Annotated in this window: 15 protein-coding genes; 13 read left to right on the top strand and 2 right to left on the bottom strand. The window is 69.1% G+C overall.

What is annotated here, in order from left to right; genetic code table 11:
* Positions 1 to 8: 8 nt before the first annotated feature.
* The 10 genes from N7640_RS10100 to N7640_RS10055 all read left to right on the top strand — a co-directional run bounded on the left by N7640_RS10100 (position 9) and on the right by N7640_RS10055 (position 9,456).
* Positions 9 to 899, top strand: a complete 891-nt coding sequence (locus N7640_RS10100; RefSeq protein ID WP_279905225.1) for an MBL fold metallo-hydrolase — start codon at positions 9 to 11, stop codon at positions 897 to 899.
* A 93-nt stretch (positions 900 to 992) separates the two neighbouring features.
* Positions 993 to 1,916: a LysR substrate-binding domain-containing protein gene (locus tag N7640_RS10095; RefSeq protein ID WP_220811760.1), complete on the top strand. Its 924-nt coding sequence runs from the start codon at positions 993 to 995 to the stop codon at positions 1,914 to 1,916.
* A 104-nt stretch (positions 1,917 to 2,020) separates the two neighbouring features.
* Entirely contained in the window at positions 2,021 to 3,073 is a 1,053-nt protein-coding gene (locus tag N7640_RS10090) for a cyclase family protein (RefSeq protein ID WP_279905226.1), read from the top strand.
* A 16-nt stretch (positions 3,074 to 3,089) separates the two neighbouring features.
* Entirely contained in the window at positions 3,090 to 3,791 is a 702-nt protein-coding gene (locus N7640_RS10085) for an SDR family oxidoreductase (protein ID WP_279905227.1), read from the top strand.
* Positions 3,792 to 3,985: 194 nt separating this feature from the next.
* The gene (locus N7640_RS10080; protein WP_279905228.1) at positions 3,986 to 4,678 is read left to right on the top strand and encodes a 3-oxoacid CoA-transferase subunit A; all 693 of its coding nucleotides are present in this window, start codon (positions 3,986 to 3,988) and stop codon (positions 4,676 to 4,678) included.
* A gap of 6 nt (positions 4,679 to 4,684) precedes the next feature.
* Positions 4,685 to 5,386: a 3-oxoacid CoA-transferase subunit B gene (locus N7640_RS10075; protein WP_220811752.1), complete on the top strand. Its 702-nt coding sequence runs from the start codon at positions 4,685 to 4,687 to the stop codon at positions 5,384 to 5,386.
* Between the two features lie 9 nt (positions 5,387 to 5,395).
* Positions 5,396 to 6,283: an acyl-CoA thioesterase domain-containing protein gene (locus N7640_RS10070; protein WP_279905230.1), complete on the top strand. Its 888-nt coding sequence runs from the start codon at positions 5,396 to 5,398 to the stop codon at positions 6,281 to 6,283.
* Between the two features lie 235 nt (positions 6,284 to 6,518).
* Entirely contained in the window at positions 6,519 to 7,811 is a 1,293-nt protein-coding gene (locus N7640_RS10065; protein WP_279905232.1) for an MFS transporter, read from the top strand.
* Between the two features lie 18 nt (positions 7,812 to 7,829).
* Positions 7,830 to 8,108, top strand: coding sequence for a muconolactone Delta-isomerase (catC, locus tag N7640_RS10060; RefSeq protein WP_279905233.1), 279 nt, complete (start codon positions 7,830 to 7,832; stop codon positions 8,106 to 8,108).
* Positions 8,109 to 8,199: 91 nt separating this feature from the next.
* Positions 8,200 to 9,456, top strand: coding sequence for an acetyl-CoA hydrolase/transferase C-terminal domain-containing protein (locus N7640_RS10055; protein ID WP_279905235.1), 1,257 nt, complete (start codon positions 8,200 to 8,202; stop codon positions 9,454 to 9,456).
* Positions 9,457 to 9,462: 6 nt separating this feature from the next.
* Here N7640_RS10055 and N7640_RS10050 read toward each other — a convergent pair whose 3' ends face one another.
* Positions 9,463 to 10,335: a YihY/virulence factor BrkB family protein gene (locus N7640_RS10050; RefSeq protein WP_220811744.1), complete on the bottom strand. Its 873-nt coding sequence runs from the start codon at positions 10,333 to 10,335 to the stop codon at positions 9,463 to 9,465.
* A gap of 136 nt (positions 10,336 to 10,471) precedes the next feature.
* Between N7640_RS10050 and N7640_RS10045 the strand changes: the two genes are divergently transcribed.
* On the top strand, positions 10,472 to 10,810 hold the full coding sequence (locus tag N7640_RS10045) for a zinc ribbon domain-containing protein YjdM (protein WP_279905238.1): 339 nt from the start codon (positions 10,472 to 10,474) through the stop codon (positions 10,808 to 10,810).
* A gap of 106 nt (positions 10,811 to 10,916) precedes the next feature.
* Positions 10,917 to 11,639 (top strand): transporter substrate-binding domain-containing protein, encoded by a 723-nt coding sequence (locus tag N7640_RS10040; protein ID WP_279905239.1) that lies wholly within the window; start codon positions 10,917 to 10,919, stop codon positions 11,637 to 11,639.
* A 4-nt stretch (positions 11,640 to 11,643) separates the two neighbouring features.
* Here N7640_RS10040 and N7640_RS10035 read toward each other — a convergent pair whose 3' ends face one another.
* The gene (locus tag N7640_RS10035; protein WP_279905240.1) at positions 11,644 to 12,363 is read right to left on the bottom strand and encodes a hypothetical protein; all 720 of its coding nucleotides are present in this window, start codon (positions 12,361 to 12,363) and stop codon (positions 11,644 to 11,646) included.
* 220 nt (positions 12,364 to 12,583) lie between these two features.
* On the opposite strand from N7640_RS10035, the gene N7640_RS10030 reads away from it, so the two are divergent.
* Complete coding sequence (locus tag N7640_RS10030; protein ID WP_279905241.1) at positions 12,584 to 12,934, top strand: hypothetical protein; 351 nt, start codon at positions 12,584 to 12,586, stop codon at positions 12,932 to 12,934.
* Positions 12,935 to 13,007 lie beyond the last annotated feature (73 nt).

The following is a 13,007-nucleotide window of genomic DNA, read 5'->3' as shown; positions in this document are numbered from 1 at the left end:
ACACCACCATGATGCAGTCACGCATGATCGGAGATATCAAGGTCACCCGTATCCTCGAATACGCCGGCCCGACCCACGACCCGGCCTTCCTGTTCCCCGCCATGGACGCCGGCGTGCTCGAGGAACACCGCGGGCTGATGGCGCCCAACCACTGGGTGCCGCACATGAACAAGCTGATCGTCACCATCCAGTTCTGGATCGTCCACGTCGGCAGCAACATCGTGGTGGTCGACACAGGTGTCGGCAACTTCAAGCCGCGCGCCGGCATCCCGCGGATGAACATGCTCAACACCCTGGTGCGCGAGTGGATGATCGCCGCCGGCGCGCCGCCGGAGAAGGTCACCCACGTGGTCATCACCCACCTGCACTCGGACCACGTCGGCTGGAACACCACCTGGCAGGACGGCCGCTGGGTGCCCACCTTCCCCAACGCCACCTACTACCTGCCCAAGGACGACTTCGACTTCTGCGCCCAGGGCAAGAACAGGGAAGCCGGGGTGATCGACGTATTCGGCGACTCGTTCTTCGACAGCGTGATGCCGATCGTCGACGCCGGCCTGGCGCGGATGGCGCAGCCCGGCCAGGAGATCGCCGACTGCCTGGTGGTGGAGGCCGCGCCGGGGCACAGCCCGGGCCAGGTGACCTTCCGCGTGCGCTCCAACGGCGAGGAAGGCATCTTCTGCGGCGACATCCTGCACAGCCCGGTGCAGATCGTGCGCCCCGACATCAACTCCGGCTACTGCATCTGGGAAGACACCGCCCGCAAAACGCGCCTGGACTTCCTCAACCGCGCGGCCGACAGCGAGGCGCTGATCATGCCGGTGCATTTCGGCGAGCCGCACTGCGGCTTCATCCGCCGCGAGGGCACCGGCTTCCGCTTCGAGCCCTCGGCCTGGTAGCGCGGGCGCGACGCCCCCGCCGACGAACGTCGCCTAGGCAGGGGCGCTACCAGCCAGTACCGTGAACCATCACTTGGCAGGACGTACTCGACCATGGCGATGCATTTCGATATCACCGATTTCCGCTTGTTCATCAACATCGCGGAAACCAGCAGCCTGACGCGCGGCGCCGAGCGCTCCTTTCTCTCGGTGCCCGCCACCAGCAACCGCATCAAGAACCTCGAGGACAACCTCGGCATGCGCCTGCTGGAGCGCTCGCCCCAGGGCGTGACGCTGACCAACGCCGGCAAGACCTACCTGCAGCACGCGCGGGTAATCCTCTCGCAACTGGAGCTGCTCACCGGCGACCTGCAGCAGTTCACCGAGGGCCTCAAGGGCCAGCTGCGCCTGCTGGCCAACACCACGGCCATCACCGAATACCTGCCGCCGGTGGTCGGCGAATATCTGCGCAGCCACCCGGACGTGCACATCGACATGCGCGAGCGGCTCAGCGACGACATCGTCCGCGCCATCCGCGAGGGCAGCGCCGACCTCGGCATCGTCTCCGGCAGCGTGGTCACCGACGGCCTGCAGAGCGTGCCGTTCGTCTATAGCCGGCTGATGATCATCGCCCCCCAGGACCACCCGATCCTCCGGCAGGAGGAGGTGTACTTCAAGGACGCCCTGGCCTACGAGTTCGTCTCCCTGCTGGAGGGCAGCGCGCTGCACGTGTTCCTCAACCGCGCCGCCTCGGCGCTGCACATCCCGTGGAACATCCGCGTGCAGGTCGCCAGCTCCGACGCCATCTTCCGCATGGTCGAGGCCGGCGCCGGCATCGCCATCGTCCCCCAGGCCGGCTACGAGCGGCTCAAGGGCCGACAGAACCTCGGCTCCTGCAAGCTGCTCGACCCCTGGGCCGTGCGCACCTTCCAGCTCTGCGCCCAGGACTTCGACGGCCTGTCGACCTTCGCCCGCGACTTCGCCGACAGCCTGATCGACTGGTACCGCACCCCGGACACCCCCGCCCTGCAGGCTTAAGCCTCGCTTAAGCGGGGCTTTCGCAGAGCGAAATTGTCCGCCCCGGGCAGGTCTGGGAGCCTTGTGCTCCCCGCGTCCCCGCATCCGAAACCAAGGAACCTCCAATGGCTGCACAACGCTGGAAGCGCCGTCCCGACGGCTCCAACTGGGGCGACTTCGGCCCCGACGACCAGATCGGCCGGCTCAACCTGCTGACCCCGGAAAAGGTCCGCCAGGGCATCGCCGAGGTCCGCGAGGGCCTGGCCTTCTGCCTCAGCCTGCCGCTGGACTACCCCGGCGGCAACGCGATGAACGTCAACCGCCTGCCGCCGATCCTGCGCCCGCTGCTGCGCAAGGGCGGGGTCAACATGAACTACGCCTACGAGCGCATCGAGCAAGGCCGCCCGGACGTGCTCAGCGACGACCTGGCGATCCTCCACCTGCAGTACTCGACCCAGTGGGACGCGCTGTCCCACGTCGGCGCGCTGTTCGACGCCGACGGCGACGGCATCGCCGAGCCGCTGTACTACAACGGCTTCACCGCCGGCGGCGATGTCGAGGGCCCGGACGACCTGGCCGACTGCGGCATCGCCGGGGCGATCAAGCCGCACAGCACCTCCTGCGCCCACGCTCTGGGCATCGAGCGCATGGCCGAGACCTGCGTGCAGGGGCGCGGGGTGATGATCGACCTGCACCACCACTTCGGCCTGGGCCGCACCCACGTCGGCTACGACCAGCTGATGCGCGTGCTGGAAGCCGACCGGGTCGAGGTCGAGCCGGGCGACATCGTCTGCCTGCACACCGGCTATGCCGAGGCGCTGCTGGGAATGAACAAGAACCCCGACCCGCAGGCGCTGGAACGCCTCGCCGCGGTGCTCGACGGCAACGACGGGCGCCTGCTCAACTGGATCACCGATAGCGACCTGGTGGCCATCGCCGCCGACAACTACTCGGTGGAAATCTTCCCCTCCGGCGAGCCGGGCAGCTGCTGCTCGGTGATGCCACTGCACCACCACTGCCTGTTCAAGCTCGGCGTGCACCTGGGCGAGCTGTGGCACCTCACGCCGCTGGCCAACTGGCTGCGCGCCCACGGCCGCAACCGCTTCCTGCTCACCGCGCCGCCACTGCGCCTGCCGGGCGCCGTGGGCGCGCCGCTGAACCCCGTCGCCACTGTCTGAAGTCGAGGAAATACCCGTGTCCAAACAACGTGTACTGATCACCGGCGGTGCCTCCGGCATCGGCGCCGCCATCGCCGAACGCTGCCGCCAGGACGGCTTCGAGCCGGTCATCATCGACCGCGTCGGCGACGGCCTGATCGCCGACCTGAGCGACACCGCAGCCACCGCCGCCGCCCTTGCAGCGGCGCTGGCCGAGGGCCCGATCACCCGCCTGGTCAACAACGTCGGCATGGTCTGCCCGGCCAGCGCCGAGGAACAGAGCTTCGAGGAACTGGAGCGGGTCTGGGCGCTCAACCTGCGCTGCTCGCTGCAGTGCATGCAGGCGCTGCTGCCGGGCATGAAGGAGGCCGGCTTCGGGCGCATCCTCAACATGTCCTCGCGCGCCGCCCTGGGCAAGGAACTGCGCAGCGCCTACGCCGCGACCAAGGCCGGGCTGATCGGCATGACCCGGGTGTGGGCGCTGGAGCTGGGGCGCTTCGGCATCACCGCCAACGCCATCGGCCCGGGGCCGATCCGCACCGAGCTGTTCGAGCGCGCCAACCCGGCGGACAGCCCGCGCACCCAGGCGATCATCGACTCGGTGCCGGTCAAGCGCCTCGGCGCGCCCGAGGACATCGCCCAGGCCGCCTCGTTCTTCCTCGACGCGCGCAGCGGCTTCGTCACCGGCCAGGCGCTGTACGTCTGCGGTGGCATGACCGTCGGCGTGGCCGGCGTCTGAGCGCCCCGCGCCGCCCTGCGCGCGGCACCTTAACCGGCGGTTAAGCGGCCCTTCCGCAGACTGAAATTGTCGGCCCCGGGGCGCGCTGGCAAGCTGATTTTCATGCGGGGGAAGCCGCTTCCAGCGGCCCTGCGACGCGGGCCGATGCCCGTCGGCGCGGTCCCCGACGCCACAAGAAGAGAAAGGACAACCGCATGATCGACAAGCTTTCCCCCAGCGCCGCCGACGCGCTGGCCGACATCCCCGACGGCGCCACCATCGCCGTCGGCGGCTTCGGCGGCGCCGGCATGCCCGAAGACCTGATCGAGGCGCTGATCGCCCAGGGCGCCCGCGACCTGACCCTGGTCAGCAACAACGCCGGCCAGGGCGACACCGGCCTGGCCGCGCTGCTCAAGGCCGGCCAGGTGCGGCGCATCCTCTGCTCCTACCCGCGGATGAGCGGCTCGTACGTGTTCGAGGAGCTGTACCGCGCCGGCAAGCTGGAGCTGGAGATCATCCCCCAGGGCAACCTGGCCGAGCGCCTGCGCGCCGCCGGCTGCGGCATCGGCGGCTTCTTCACCCCCACCGGCTACGGCACGCTGCTGGCCGAGGGCAAGGAGACCCGCGAGATCGACGGCCGCCACTACGTGCTCGAATCGCCGATCCACGTCGACTACGCGCTGATCAACGCCGAGGCCGGCGACCGCTGGGGCAACCTGGTGTACCGCAAGACCGCGCGCAACTTCAGCCCGGTGATGGCCATGGCCGCGCGCACCACCATCGCCTCGGTCGGGCGCATCTGCGAGCTGGGCGAGCTGGACCCGGAGCAGGTGGTCACGCCGGGCATCTTCGTCCAGCGCATCGTCCGGCGCGCCGCGCCGGCGTTCCTTCAGCAGCAGGCGGGGTAGGCCGAGATGGACAAACAGACACGCAACGCCATGGCCGCCCGGGTGGCCCGCGACATTCCCGAGGGTGCCTACGTCAACCTGGGCATCGGCCTGCCGACCATGGTGGCCAACCACCTGCCGGCGGACAAAGACATCTTCCTGCACAGCGAGAACGGCGTGCTCGGCCGCTGGACCGGCGCGCCGGCCGGCGAGGAGGACTGGGACATGATCAACGCCGGCAAGGAGCCGATCAAACTGGCCCCCGGCGCCGCCTTCTTCCACCACGCCGACTCGTTCGGCATGATGCGCGGCGGCCACCTGGACATCTGCGTGCTCGGCGCCTTCCAGGTCTCCGCCGGCGGCGACCTGGCCAACTGGCACACCGGCGCGCCGGACGCGATTCCCGCGGTCGGCGGGGCGATGGACCTGGCCATCGGCGCCAAGCGCATCTACGTGATGATGGAGCACCTCGACAAGCAGGGCCGCAGCAAGGTGATGCCGCGCTGCAGCTACCCGCTGACCGGGCTCGGCTGCGTCAGCCGGGTGTACACCGACCTGGCGACGCTGGAGATCACCGCCGACGGGGTGAAGGTCATCGAGCTGGTCGGCGACATCGACGCCTCCGCGCTGCAGGATGTCACCTCGGTGGCGCTGGACTTCTCCGCCCTGGAGCAGCCCTCGCGGGAACCCGGCCGCAGCGCGCTGACGGCGCTGAGCCCCGCGGAATGAGGCGCTGACATGGCCAGCGGCGCCAACGCCCGCGCCTGGGACCAGCGCGACCTCGCCGAGCTGCTGTCGCTCGAACACAACGGCCAGAACGGCTACCGCAGCGAAGTCTGCGACACCAACGCCAACGGCCGGGTGTACGCCGGCCAGCTGCTCGGCCAGGCCCTGTGGGCGGCGGCGCAGACCGCGCCGCAGCGCAGCCCGAGCATGCTGCAGATGACCTTCCTGCAGGGCGCCCGCCCGCAGGACGGCATCGAATACAGCGTGGAAACCCTGCAAGAGGGCCGGCGCTTCTCCACCCGCCACCTGTATGGGGTGCAGGGCACCGGCCTGGTGTTCAGCGCCAACGCCTCGTTCCAGCTGGCCCAGGCCCACCCCGGCCAGCCGCACCGGCTGGAGCACCCGGCGCCCGACCCGGAGAGCCTGCCGACCCTGCGCGAGCTGGCGGCGCGCTACCCGCAGCACAGCGAGGCGGTGCAGCTGCGCTTCTCCGCGCGGCCGGTGCTGGACGTGCGGCCGATCCACCCGGAGGGCTACTTCGAGCGACCGGCCGAGCAGCGCCGGATCGCCTACTGGGTGCGCCTCAGTCAGCCTCTGGTCGGCGAGGGCTGCCTGCATCACGCCGCCCTGGCCTACATGTCCGACTGCTGGCTCAACGGCAGCCTGGCGCCGCCGCTGGGCATGCTCGAACTGTGGCAGCACTACTACATCAGCAACCTCAACCACACGCTCTGGTTCCACAGCCTGGAACTGAACGCCAACGACTGGCTGCTGTTCGTCAACGACGCCGTGCGCAGCCTCTCGGGGCGCGGCCTGGCGATGACCCACATCTACCGGCGCGACGGCCTGCTGGTCGCCAGCATGGCCCAGGACATCCTGGTCGCGCCGCGCGACGCCTGACCCGCGCCGCCACTTAGGGCAGCCGAAAGACAGGCTTTCGTAATCGCAAATGGGCGGCCGGCGCGATCTGCCGCATGCTCCGGAACGTGGAAAAGAACACCGCGGACCCGTGCCAGGAGGCGCTCGCCGCAACGGCTGTTTCAGCCAGAACGCCCGGCCCCGGCCGGGCCCGACACCGATGTCATGGTTGCCCTGCGCCATGAGCCGACATCCAATAACAAGAAGGACGGTCAACATGTTCGAATGGTACAAAACGGGCTCCTCCCGGGAGCGCAAGACTTTCTGGGCCTGCTTCTCCGGCTGGGCGCTGGATACCTACGACGCGCAGATGTTCAGCTTCCTGCTGCCGGCGCTGATGGCGATCTGGCAGATCTCCAAGGGCGAGGCCGGCGTGCTCGGCACCGCGGCACTGCTCTCCGCCTCCCTCGGCGGCTGGATCGCCGGCATCCTCGCCGACCGCTACGGCCGCGTGCGCATCCTGATCTTCACCATCTGCTGGTTCACCTTCTTCGGCGCGCTGGCAGGCTTCACCACCTCCTACGAGCAGATGCTGGTCGTGCGCACCCTGCAGGGCCTCGGCTTCGGCGGCGAGTGGGCAGTGGGCGCTGCGCTGATGGCCGAGGTGATCCGTCCGCAGCACCGCGGCAAGGCACTCGGCTTCGTGCAGAGCGGCTTCGCCTTCGGCTGGGCCCTGGCGGCCGTGGTGATGACCGCCCTGCTGGCCTGGCTGCCGCAGGAAATCGCCTGGCGCGTGGCGTTCTGGGTCGGCGTGATCCCGGCCGGCTTCGTGCTGTTCATCCGCCGTCACGTCAAGGACCCTGAAATCTACAAGCAGGCCACCGCCAAGGTGCAGGAGAAGGCCTCGATTCTCTCCGCCTTCCGCCCCGGCGTGGTCCGCCTGACCCTGCTCGGCGCGATGCTGGTGACCGGCCTGCAGGCCGCCGCCTACACCATCATGGCCTGGCTGCCGACCCTGATGGTCAGCGAGCGCGGCCTCAAGCCCGGCCCGGTGATCTTCACCATGCTGGTGATGTGCGCGGGGGCCTTCGCCGGCTTCGTCATCACCTCCTGGCTGGCCGACCGCTACGGCCGCCGCCCGGCGCTGCTGCTGTTCAGCGTCGGCGCCTGGATCTTCACCGTGATCTACATGCTGGTGCCGATGAGCACCACCCTGCTGCTGCTCATGGCCTTCACGGTCGGCGCCTTCGCCACCGGCATCTTCGCCGTGCTCGGCCCGTTCCTCAGCGAACTGTTCCCGACCCACGTGCGCACCACCTGCATGGGCTTCTCCTACAACCTGGGCAAGTCCCTCGGCGCGCTGTCCATCGCCGGCGTCGGCGTGCTGTCCGAGCGCATCGGCCTGGCCAATTCCATCGGCACCTTCTGCCTGGTGGCCTACGCCCTGTCGATCACCGCCGTCCTGCTGCTGCCGGAGACCCGCGGCGTGCGCCTGGAGGACGTGGACGCCAAGGTCCTCGGCGACAGCGACGAGCCCTTCACCGGCGAACTGAGCCAGAGCAAGATCTGACCTGAACGGGAGAACCCCATGCTGTATTGCGTAAAGATGGATGTGAACATTCCGCGCGACATTCCGCAGGACGAGATCGAGGCCATCAAGGCCGCGGAGAAGGCCCGCGCCGTCGAGCTGCAACAGGCCGGCAAGTGGCCGCACCTGTGGCGCGTGGTGGGCCAGTACTCGAACATCAGCGTGTTCGATGTCGAGAGCAACGACGAGCTGCACGCCCTGCTGTCCAGCCTGCCGCTGTTCCCCTTCATGACCATCCAGGTCACGCCGCTGGCCAAGCACCCGTCGTCCATCGTCTGACCCCGGGCGGCGGCCAGCCGGTCGCCGCCACCTCCCCATTCCTGAGCCGTGGCCGGTTATCCGCCGGCCGCGCCTTCGCCGCGAGTTCGCCATGCCCACGCCGCTGCAGACCGACAACCTCGACCTGTCCGCCCTGATCCGCCCGGGAGACACGGTGCTGTGGGGCCAGGCCAACGCCGAGCCGCTGCCGCTGACCCGGGCGCTGATGGCCCAGCGGCAACGCATCGGTCGCTTCCGGGTGATGCTGGGCATCGCCAACAGCGACACCTGCCGGCCCGAGCACGCCGACTGCGTGGACTTCCTCGCCTACTGCGGCGCCGGCGCCAATCGCGAGCTGGCCAGGGCCGGCGCGCTCGACATCCTGCCCTGCCACTACTCGCAGCTGCCGGCGCTGATCGGCAGCGGCGCCCTGCGCATCGACGTGCTGCTGCTCCAGCTCGCCCCCGCCGACGCCGACGGCCGCTACAGCCTGAGCCTGGCCCACGAGTACCTGCTGCCGGCGCTGGACACGGCGCGGGTGGTGATCGCCGAGGTCAACCGGCAGGCGCCGCGCGTCCAGGGCGAGCGCACCCTGGGCGCGGACGATATCGACGCCATCCTGCACACCGACCGGCCGCCGCTGGAGAACCCGCCCAGCCGCATCCGCGAGGTCGACGCGCAGATCGCCTGGCACATCGCCGGGCTGGTCGAGGACGGCGCGACCCTGCAGGTGGGCATCGGCGCGATTCCCGACGCGGTGCTCGGCGCGCTGGCCGACCACCGCGACCTGGGCGTGCACTCCGGCAGCATCGGCGACGGCGTCGCCCAGCTGATGCGCAGCGGCGCCATCACCAATGCACGCAAGAGCCTGGACCGTGGCCTGAGCGTCGGTGGCGTGCTGCTCGGCAGCCGCCTGCTGCACGACTTCGCCCACGACAACCCGGCGATCATGCTGCGCTCCACCGCCTACACCCACGACCCGGACGTGCTCGCCCGCCAGGAACGCCTGGTGGCGATCAACTCGGCCATCGAAGTGGACCTCGGCGGGCAGATCAACTCGGAAGTGGCGGCCGGCAACTACGTCGGCGCGCTGGGCGGGGCGCTGGACTTCCTGCGCGGCGCGCACCGCTCGAAGGGCGGCCTGCCCATCGTCGCCCTGCCGTCCACGGCGGGCGGCGCCAGCCGCATCGTCGCCAGCCTCAGCGGGCCGGCCACCGTGCCGCGCGGCGACGCGGGGCTGATTGTCACCGAGTACGGCGTCGCCGACCTGCGCGGCAAGAGCCTGCGCCAGCGCATGCGCTGCATGCTCGACATCGCCCACCCCGACCACCGCGAGCGGCTGGAGCGCCAGCTCGGCGCGCTGTGGTAGCCGGCCTCAGCCGGCCTCCTTCTCGCCCGGGTCCTTGCCTTCGTTGGCGTGGTGCTCGATCACCGCGTTCATCTCGGCGCCGAACAGCAGCACCGCCGAGGAGATGTACAGGTACAGCAGGAACACGATGATCGCGCCGATACTGCCGTAAGTGGCGTTGTAGTTGGCGAAGTTCTGCGCGTAGTAGCCGAAGCCCAGCGAGGCGGCGATCCACACCACCACCGCCAGGATCGAGCCGGGGGTGATGAAGCGGAACTCCTGCTTCACGTCCGGCGCCAGGTAGTACACGGCGGCCACCACCAGGATCAGCATCAGCACCGCCAGCGGCCAGCGCAGCCAGGCCCAGAGCACCACCACCGTCTCCTCCAGGCCGATCTGGGTGGCCAGCCAGTTCATCGCCTGCGGGCCGACCACCATCAGTGCCGCCGCCGTCAGCAGCGCGATGGCGATGCCCACGGTGTAGAGCAGCGACAGCGGCACCAGCTTCCAGGCCGGGCGGCCGTCCTCCACGCCGTAGGCGCGGTTCATCGCCGCCATGGTCGAGCGCACCGCCGCCGAGGCGGTCCACAGCGCCAGCAGGATACCGATGGAGAACAGCCCCGGCTGCTGGGTCTGCAACTGGGTGATGACCGGGTCGACCAGCCCCAGGGCATCCTGCGGCAGCACCAGTTCGGCCTGCTGGTGCAGCCAGTCGAAGATCGGCTGGGCATCCAGCACGCCGATCAGGGCGATGAGGAACAGCAGGAAGGGAAACAGCGAGAAGAACAGCTGGAAGGCCAGCGCCGACGCATAGACGGGCAGTTCGTCGTCGATGAAGTCGGTCACGGTGCCGCGCACCAGGGTCCACCAGGAAACGCCACGCAGATCGATGAATGCCATGCCCCTTTCTCCCGTGTTCGAGCATTCTTCCTGCAAGGTGGGACGGCGCCGCGGCGGCATCGGTTCGACCAATCGCCACAGGGCGGGCAAAACCCTATACAATATGCGGCTTTTACGCTCCGACCGAGGTACCGCCATGAGCACCCTGCCGCCCTGCCCCCAGTGCAACTCCGAATACACCTACGAGGACGGCAGCCAGCTGGTCTGCCCGGAGTGCGCCCACGAATGGTCGGCCGACGCCGCGCCGGAGGCGGGCGACGAGCGCGTGATCAAGGACTCGGTCGGCAACCTGCTGCAGGACGGCGACACCATCACCGTGATCAAGGACCTCAAGGTCAAGGGCTCGTCCCTGGTGGTGAAGGCCGGCACCAAGGTCAAGAACATCCGCCTGTGCGACGGCGACCACGACATCGACTGCAAGATCGACGGCATCGGCGCGATGAAGCTGAAGTCGGAGTTCGTGCGCAAGGTCTGATGCCCGATCCGGTGCAACGCCGGATCGCCACGCGCAAATCCTCCCGCAGGCACTAGGCTGAAATGAACGGGCGCGCCAGGCGCCCGTCCCTGCCCGGGAGGACACCATGCGCAGCCTGTCGCTCGTTCTTCTGCTCCTCCTCAGCCCCCTGCTCCACGCCGAGACCTGGCGGGTTATCGGCGACGAACAGTTCGCCCCCTACAGCTTCGTCACCCAGGACGACGACACCCCGCGCGGCATCGATGTGGACCTGATCGGGGCGGTGCTGCAGCAGGCCGGCATCGCCCACAGCCTGCGCCTGTACCCCTGGGAACGGGTCAAGCGCATGCTCGAACGGGGCGAGACCGAAATGGCCTTCCAGTTCGCCGGCACGCCGGAGCGCATGGCCCAGTACGAACTGGTCGGCCCGATCCGCACCGGCTCGACCGTGTTCATGACCACTGCCAAGACCAGCATCCAGGATTGGCAGACCCTGGACGACTTCTCCCCCTTCGTCATCGGCCAGGTGCGCGGCTACGCCTACGAGTCGGCCTTCGACAGGGCCGACCTGGCCCGCGACACCAGCGCGCAGAACCCGCGCCAGCTGGTCTCCATGCTGCTGGCCGGGCGCATCGACATCATCGTCGGCGACCGCACCCAGCTGCTCTACTTCGTCCAGGAACAGCGCGCCCAGAAACACGTGCGCCTGCTGCCCAGGCCACTGGTGGAAATGCCGCGCTACGTGGCCTTCACCAAGGGCGACGAGCGTGCCCGGCGCTTCGCCGCGGCACTGGACAAGGCGCGGGCCAGCGGCGAGCTGGAACGGATTCTGCGCCGCTGGGAGCGCTGAGGCGTCACTGCACCGGCAGGAAGTTGAGGAACAGCAGGCTCTGCGCGTAGTTCACGCCGAGCCGGCGATAGCGCTCCTCCAGCACGTGGGTGAGCAGGTCCAGGCGCGCCGTCATCTTGCCGAACTCCACCGCGTAGCTGAGGTTGCTGCCCTCGTTGGACAGCAGCAGCGGGCGGCCGCTGGCGTCCCGGCGCTGGGCCAGCATCCACGCCGCCTTCTCGATGTTGCGCGCGGCGTTGTGGATGAAACGGGCGTCGAACGAATCGGTGAGGTAGAACTCGGTGCGCCCGCCGTGGGCCGTCACCAGCATGCTGCCGAGGGCGTAGATGAAGGCGCCGACCCGGTCGCCCTGGAAATCGGCACCCAGCGAATAACTCAGCGCCGCGATATCGCGCCGCCCGCCGAGCTGCGGTAGCGGCTGGTCTTGCTCGATGGCCTGGTGGATCGCCCGCTCCGCCTCGGCGCGGCTGGCCAGGCCGGTCTTGCGCCACTCCTGCGGGTTGCGCTGGTACAGCTTGCTCATCAGCTGGTACAGGCTATTGAGGTTGTCGCGCATCGCCAGCGTGGCCATGCGGTCCACGTCGCTCTGCAGGAACTCGCCGGCCCGCGGCTCGCTGCGCTTGCTGACGATGCTCTCGTGGGTCAGGCGCCCGGAACAGCCGGCCAGCCCCAGCGCCATCAGCACCACGGCAAGCCCGCCCCACCTGACAACCATCGCGTTCATCCGTCGGCCTCGCTCCCGCGCCTTCGCACGCCTCTCGGCAAGCAGTAAAGCGCAAAACCCGCTGGCACACCGTGAGCCATGCCTCCGGCGGGCCAATCCATATAAGAAGATTGTCGCCGCCTCGTTTTACACAGGATTTACACTGCCCCGCGCAATGGCCCGCACGGGGCACAGTCGAAGACATTGACCGGAGAACCGGTTCCCCACAGGAGTCTCGACCATGCTTTCGCGTATCCCAATCATCACCGGCCTGATCGCCAGCCTGACCTTCGCCGGTGAGCAACAGGCACAAGCGGCGGATCGCGGCGACGTGGCCGCGGGCGTCGCGGTCGGAGCCATCATCGGCGGCGTGCTGGCCAGCCAGAGATCGGACCGCGGCTACGCGCCCGCCCCGGTCTACCGGGCGCCGCCACCGCCCCGGGTGGTCTACTACGAACCCCGTCCCGTCTATTACGAGCCACGCCCGGTCTACTACAGCCCCGGTCCGGTGTACTACGTGCCCGCGCCCCCGCCACCACGCTACAGGCACTGGCGCGAACCCCGCCGCCATCACCACGGCCACCGCTGGTAACGAAAAAGCCCCGCTCATGCGGGGCTTTTTCATCACCGTGCACCCGTTATGGGTCGTAGCGCCCTGCTCCCTT

This window comes from Pseudomonas sp. GD04015 (assembly GCF_029837675.1).
In the GTDB taxonomy this organism is placed as follows: domain Bacteria; phylum Pseudomonadota; class Gammaproteobacteria; order Pseudomonadales; family Pseudomonadaceae; genus Aquipseudomonas; species Aquipseudomonas paralcaligenes.
Note: the sequence above shows the minus strand (reverse complement) of the source record. Positions and strands in the feature narration are given on the sequence as shown.

Coding starts and splice junctions, on each gene's coding strand:
- catC (WP_279905233.1), top strand. CDS start 7,830: ATGCTGTATTGCGTAAAGATGGATGTGAACATTCCGCGCGACATTCCG.
- N7640_RS10030 (WP_279905241.1), top strand. CDS start 12,584: ATGCTTTCGCGTATCCCAATCATCACCGGCCTGATCGCCAGCCTGACC.
- N7640_RS10070 (WP_279905230.1), top strand. CDS start 5,396: ATGGCCAGCGGCGCCAACGCCCGCGCCTGGGACCAGCGCGACCTCGCC.
- N7640_RS10045 (WP_279905238.1), top strand. CDS start 10,472: ATGAGCACCCTGCCGCCCTGCCCCCAGTGCAACTCCGAATACACCTAC.
- N7640_RS10040 (WP_279905239.1), top strand. CDS start 10,917: ATGCGCAGCCTGTCGCTCGTTCTTCTGCTCCTCCTCAGCCCCCTGCTC.
- N7640_RS10100 (WP_279905225.1), top strand. CDS start 9: ATGATGCAGTCACGCATGATCGGAGATATCAAGGTCACCCGTATCCTC.
- N7640_RS10080 (WP_279905228.1), top strand. CDS start 3,986: ATGATCGACAAGCTTTCCCCCAGCGCCGCCGACGCGCTGGCCGACATC.
- N7640_RS10095 (WP_220811760.1), top strand. CDS start 993: ATGGCGATGCATTTCGATATCACCGATTTCCGCTTGTTCATCAACATC.
- N7640_RS10035 (WP_279905240.1), bottom strand. CDS start 12,363: ATGAACGCGATGGTTGTCAGGTGGGGCGGGCTTGCCGTGGTGCTGATG.
- N7640_RS10065 (WP_279905232.1), top strand. CDS start 6,519: ATGTTCGAATGGTACAAAACGGGCTCCTCCCGGGAGCGCAAGACTTTC.
- N7640_RS10050 (WP_220811744.1), bottom strand. CDS start 10,335: ATGGCATTCATCGATCTGCGTGGCGTTTCCTGGTGGACCCTGGTGCGC.
- N7640_RS10075 (WP_220811752.1), top strand. CDS start 4,685: ATGGACAAACAGACACGCAACGCCATGGCCGCCCGGGTGGCCCGCGAC.
- N7640_RS10055 (WP_279905235.1), top strand. CDS start 8,200: ATGCCCACGCCGCTGCAGACCGACAACCTCGACCTGTCCGCCCTGATC.
- N7640_RS10090 (WP_279905226.1), top strand. CDS start 2,021: ATGGCTGCACAACGCTGGAAGCGCCGTCCCGACGGCTCCAACTGGGGC.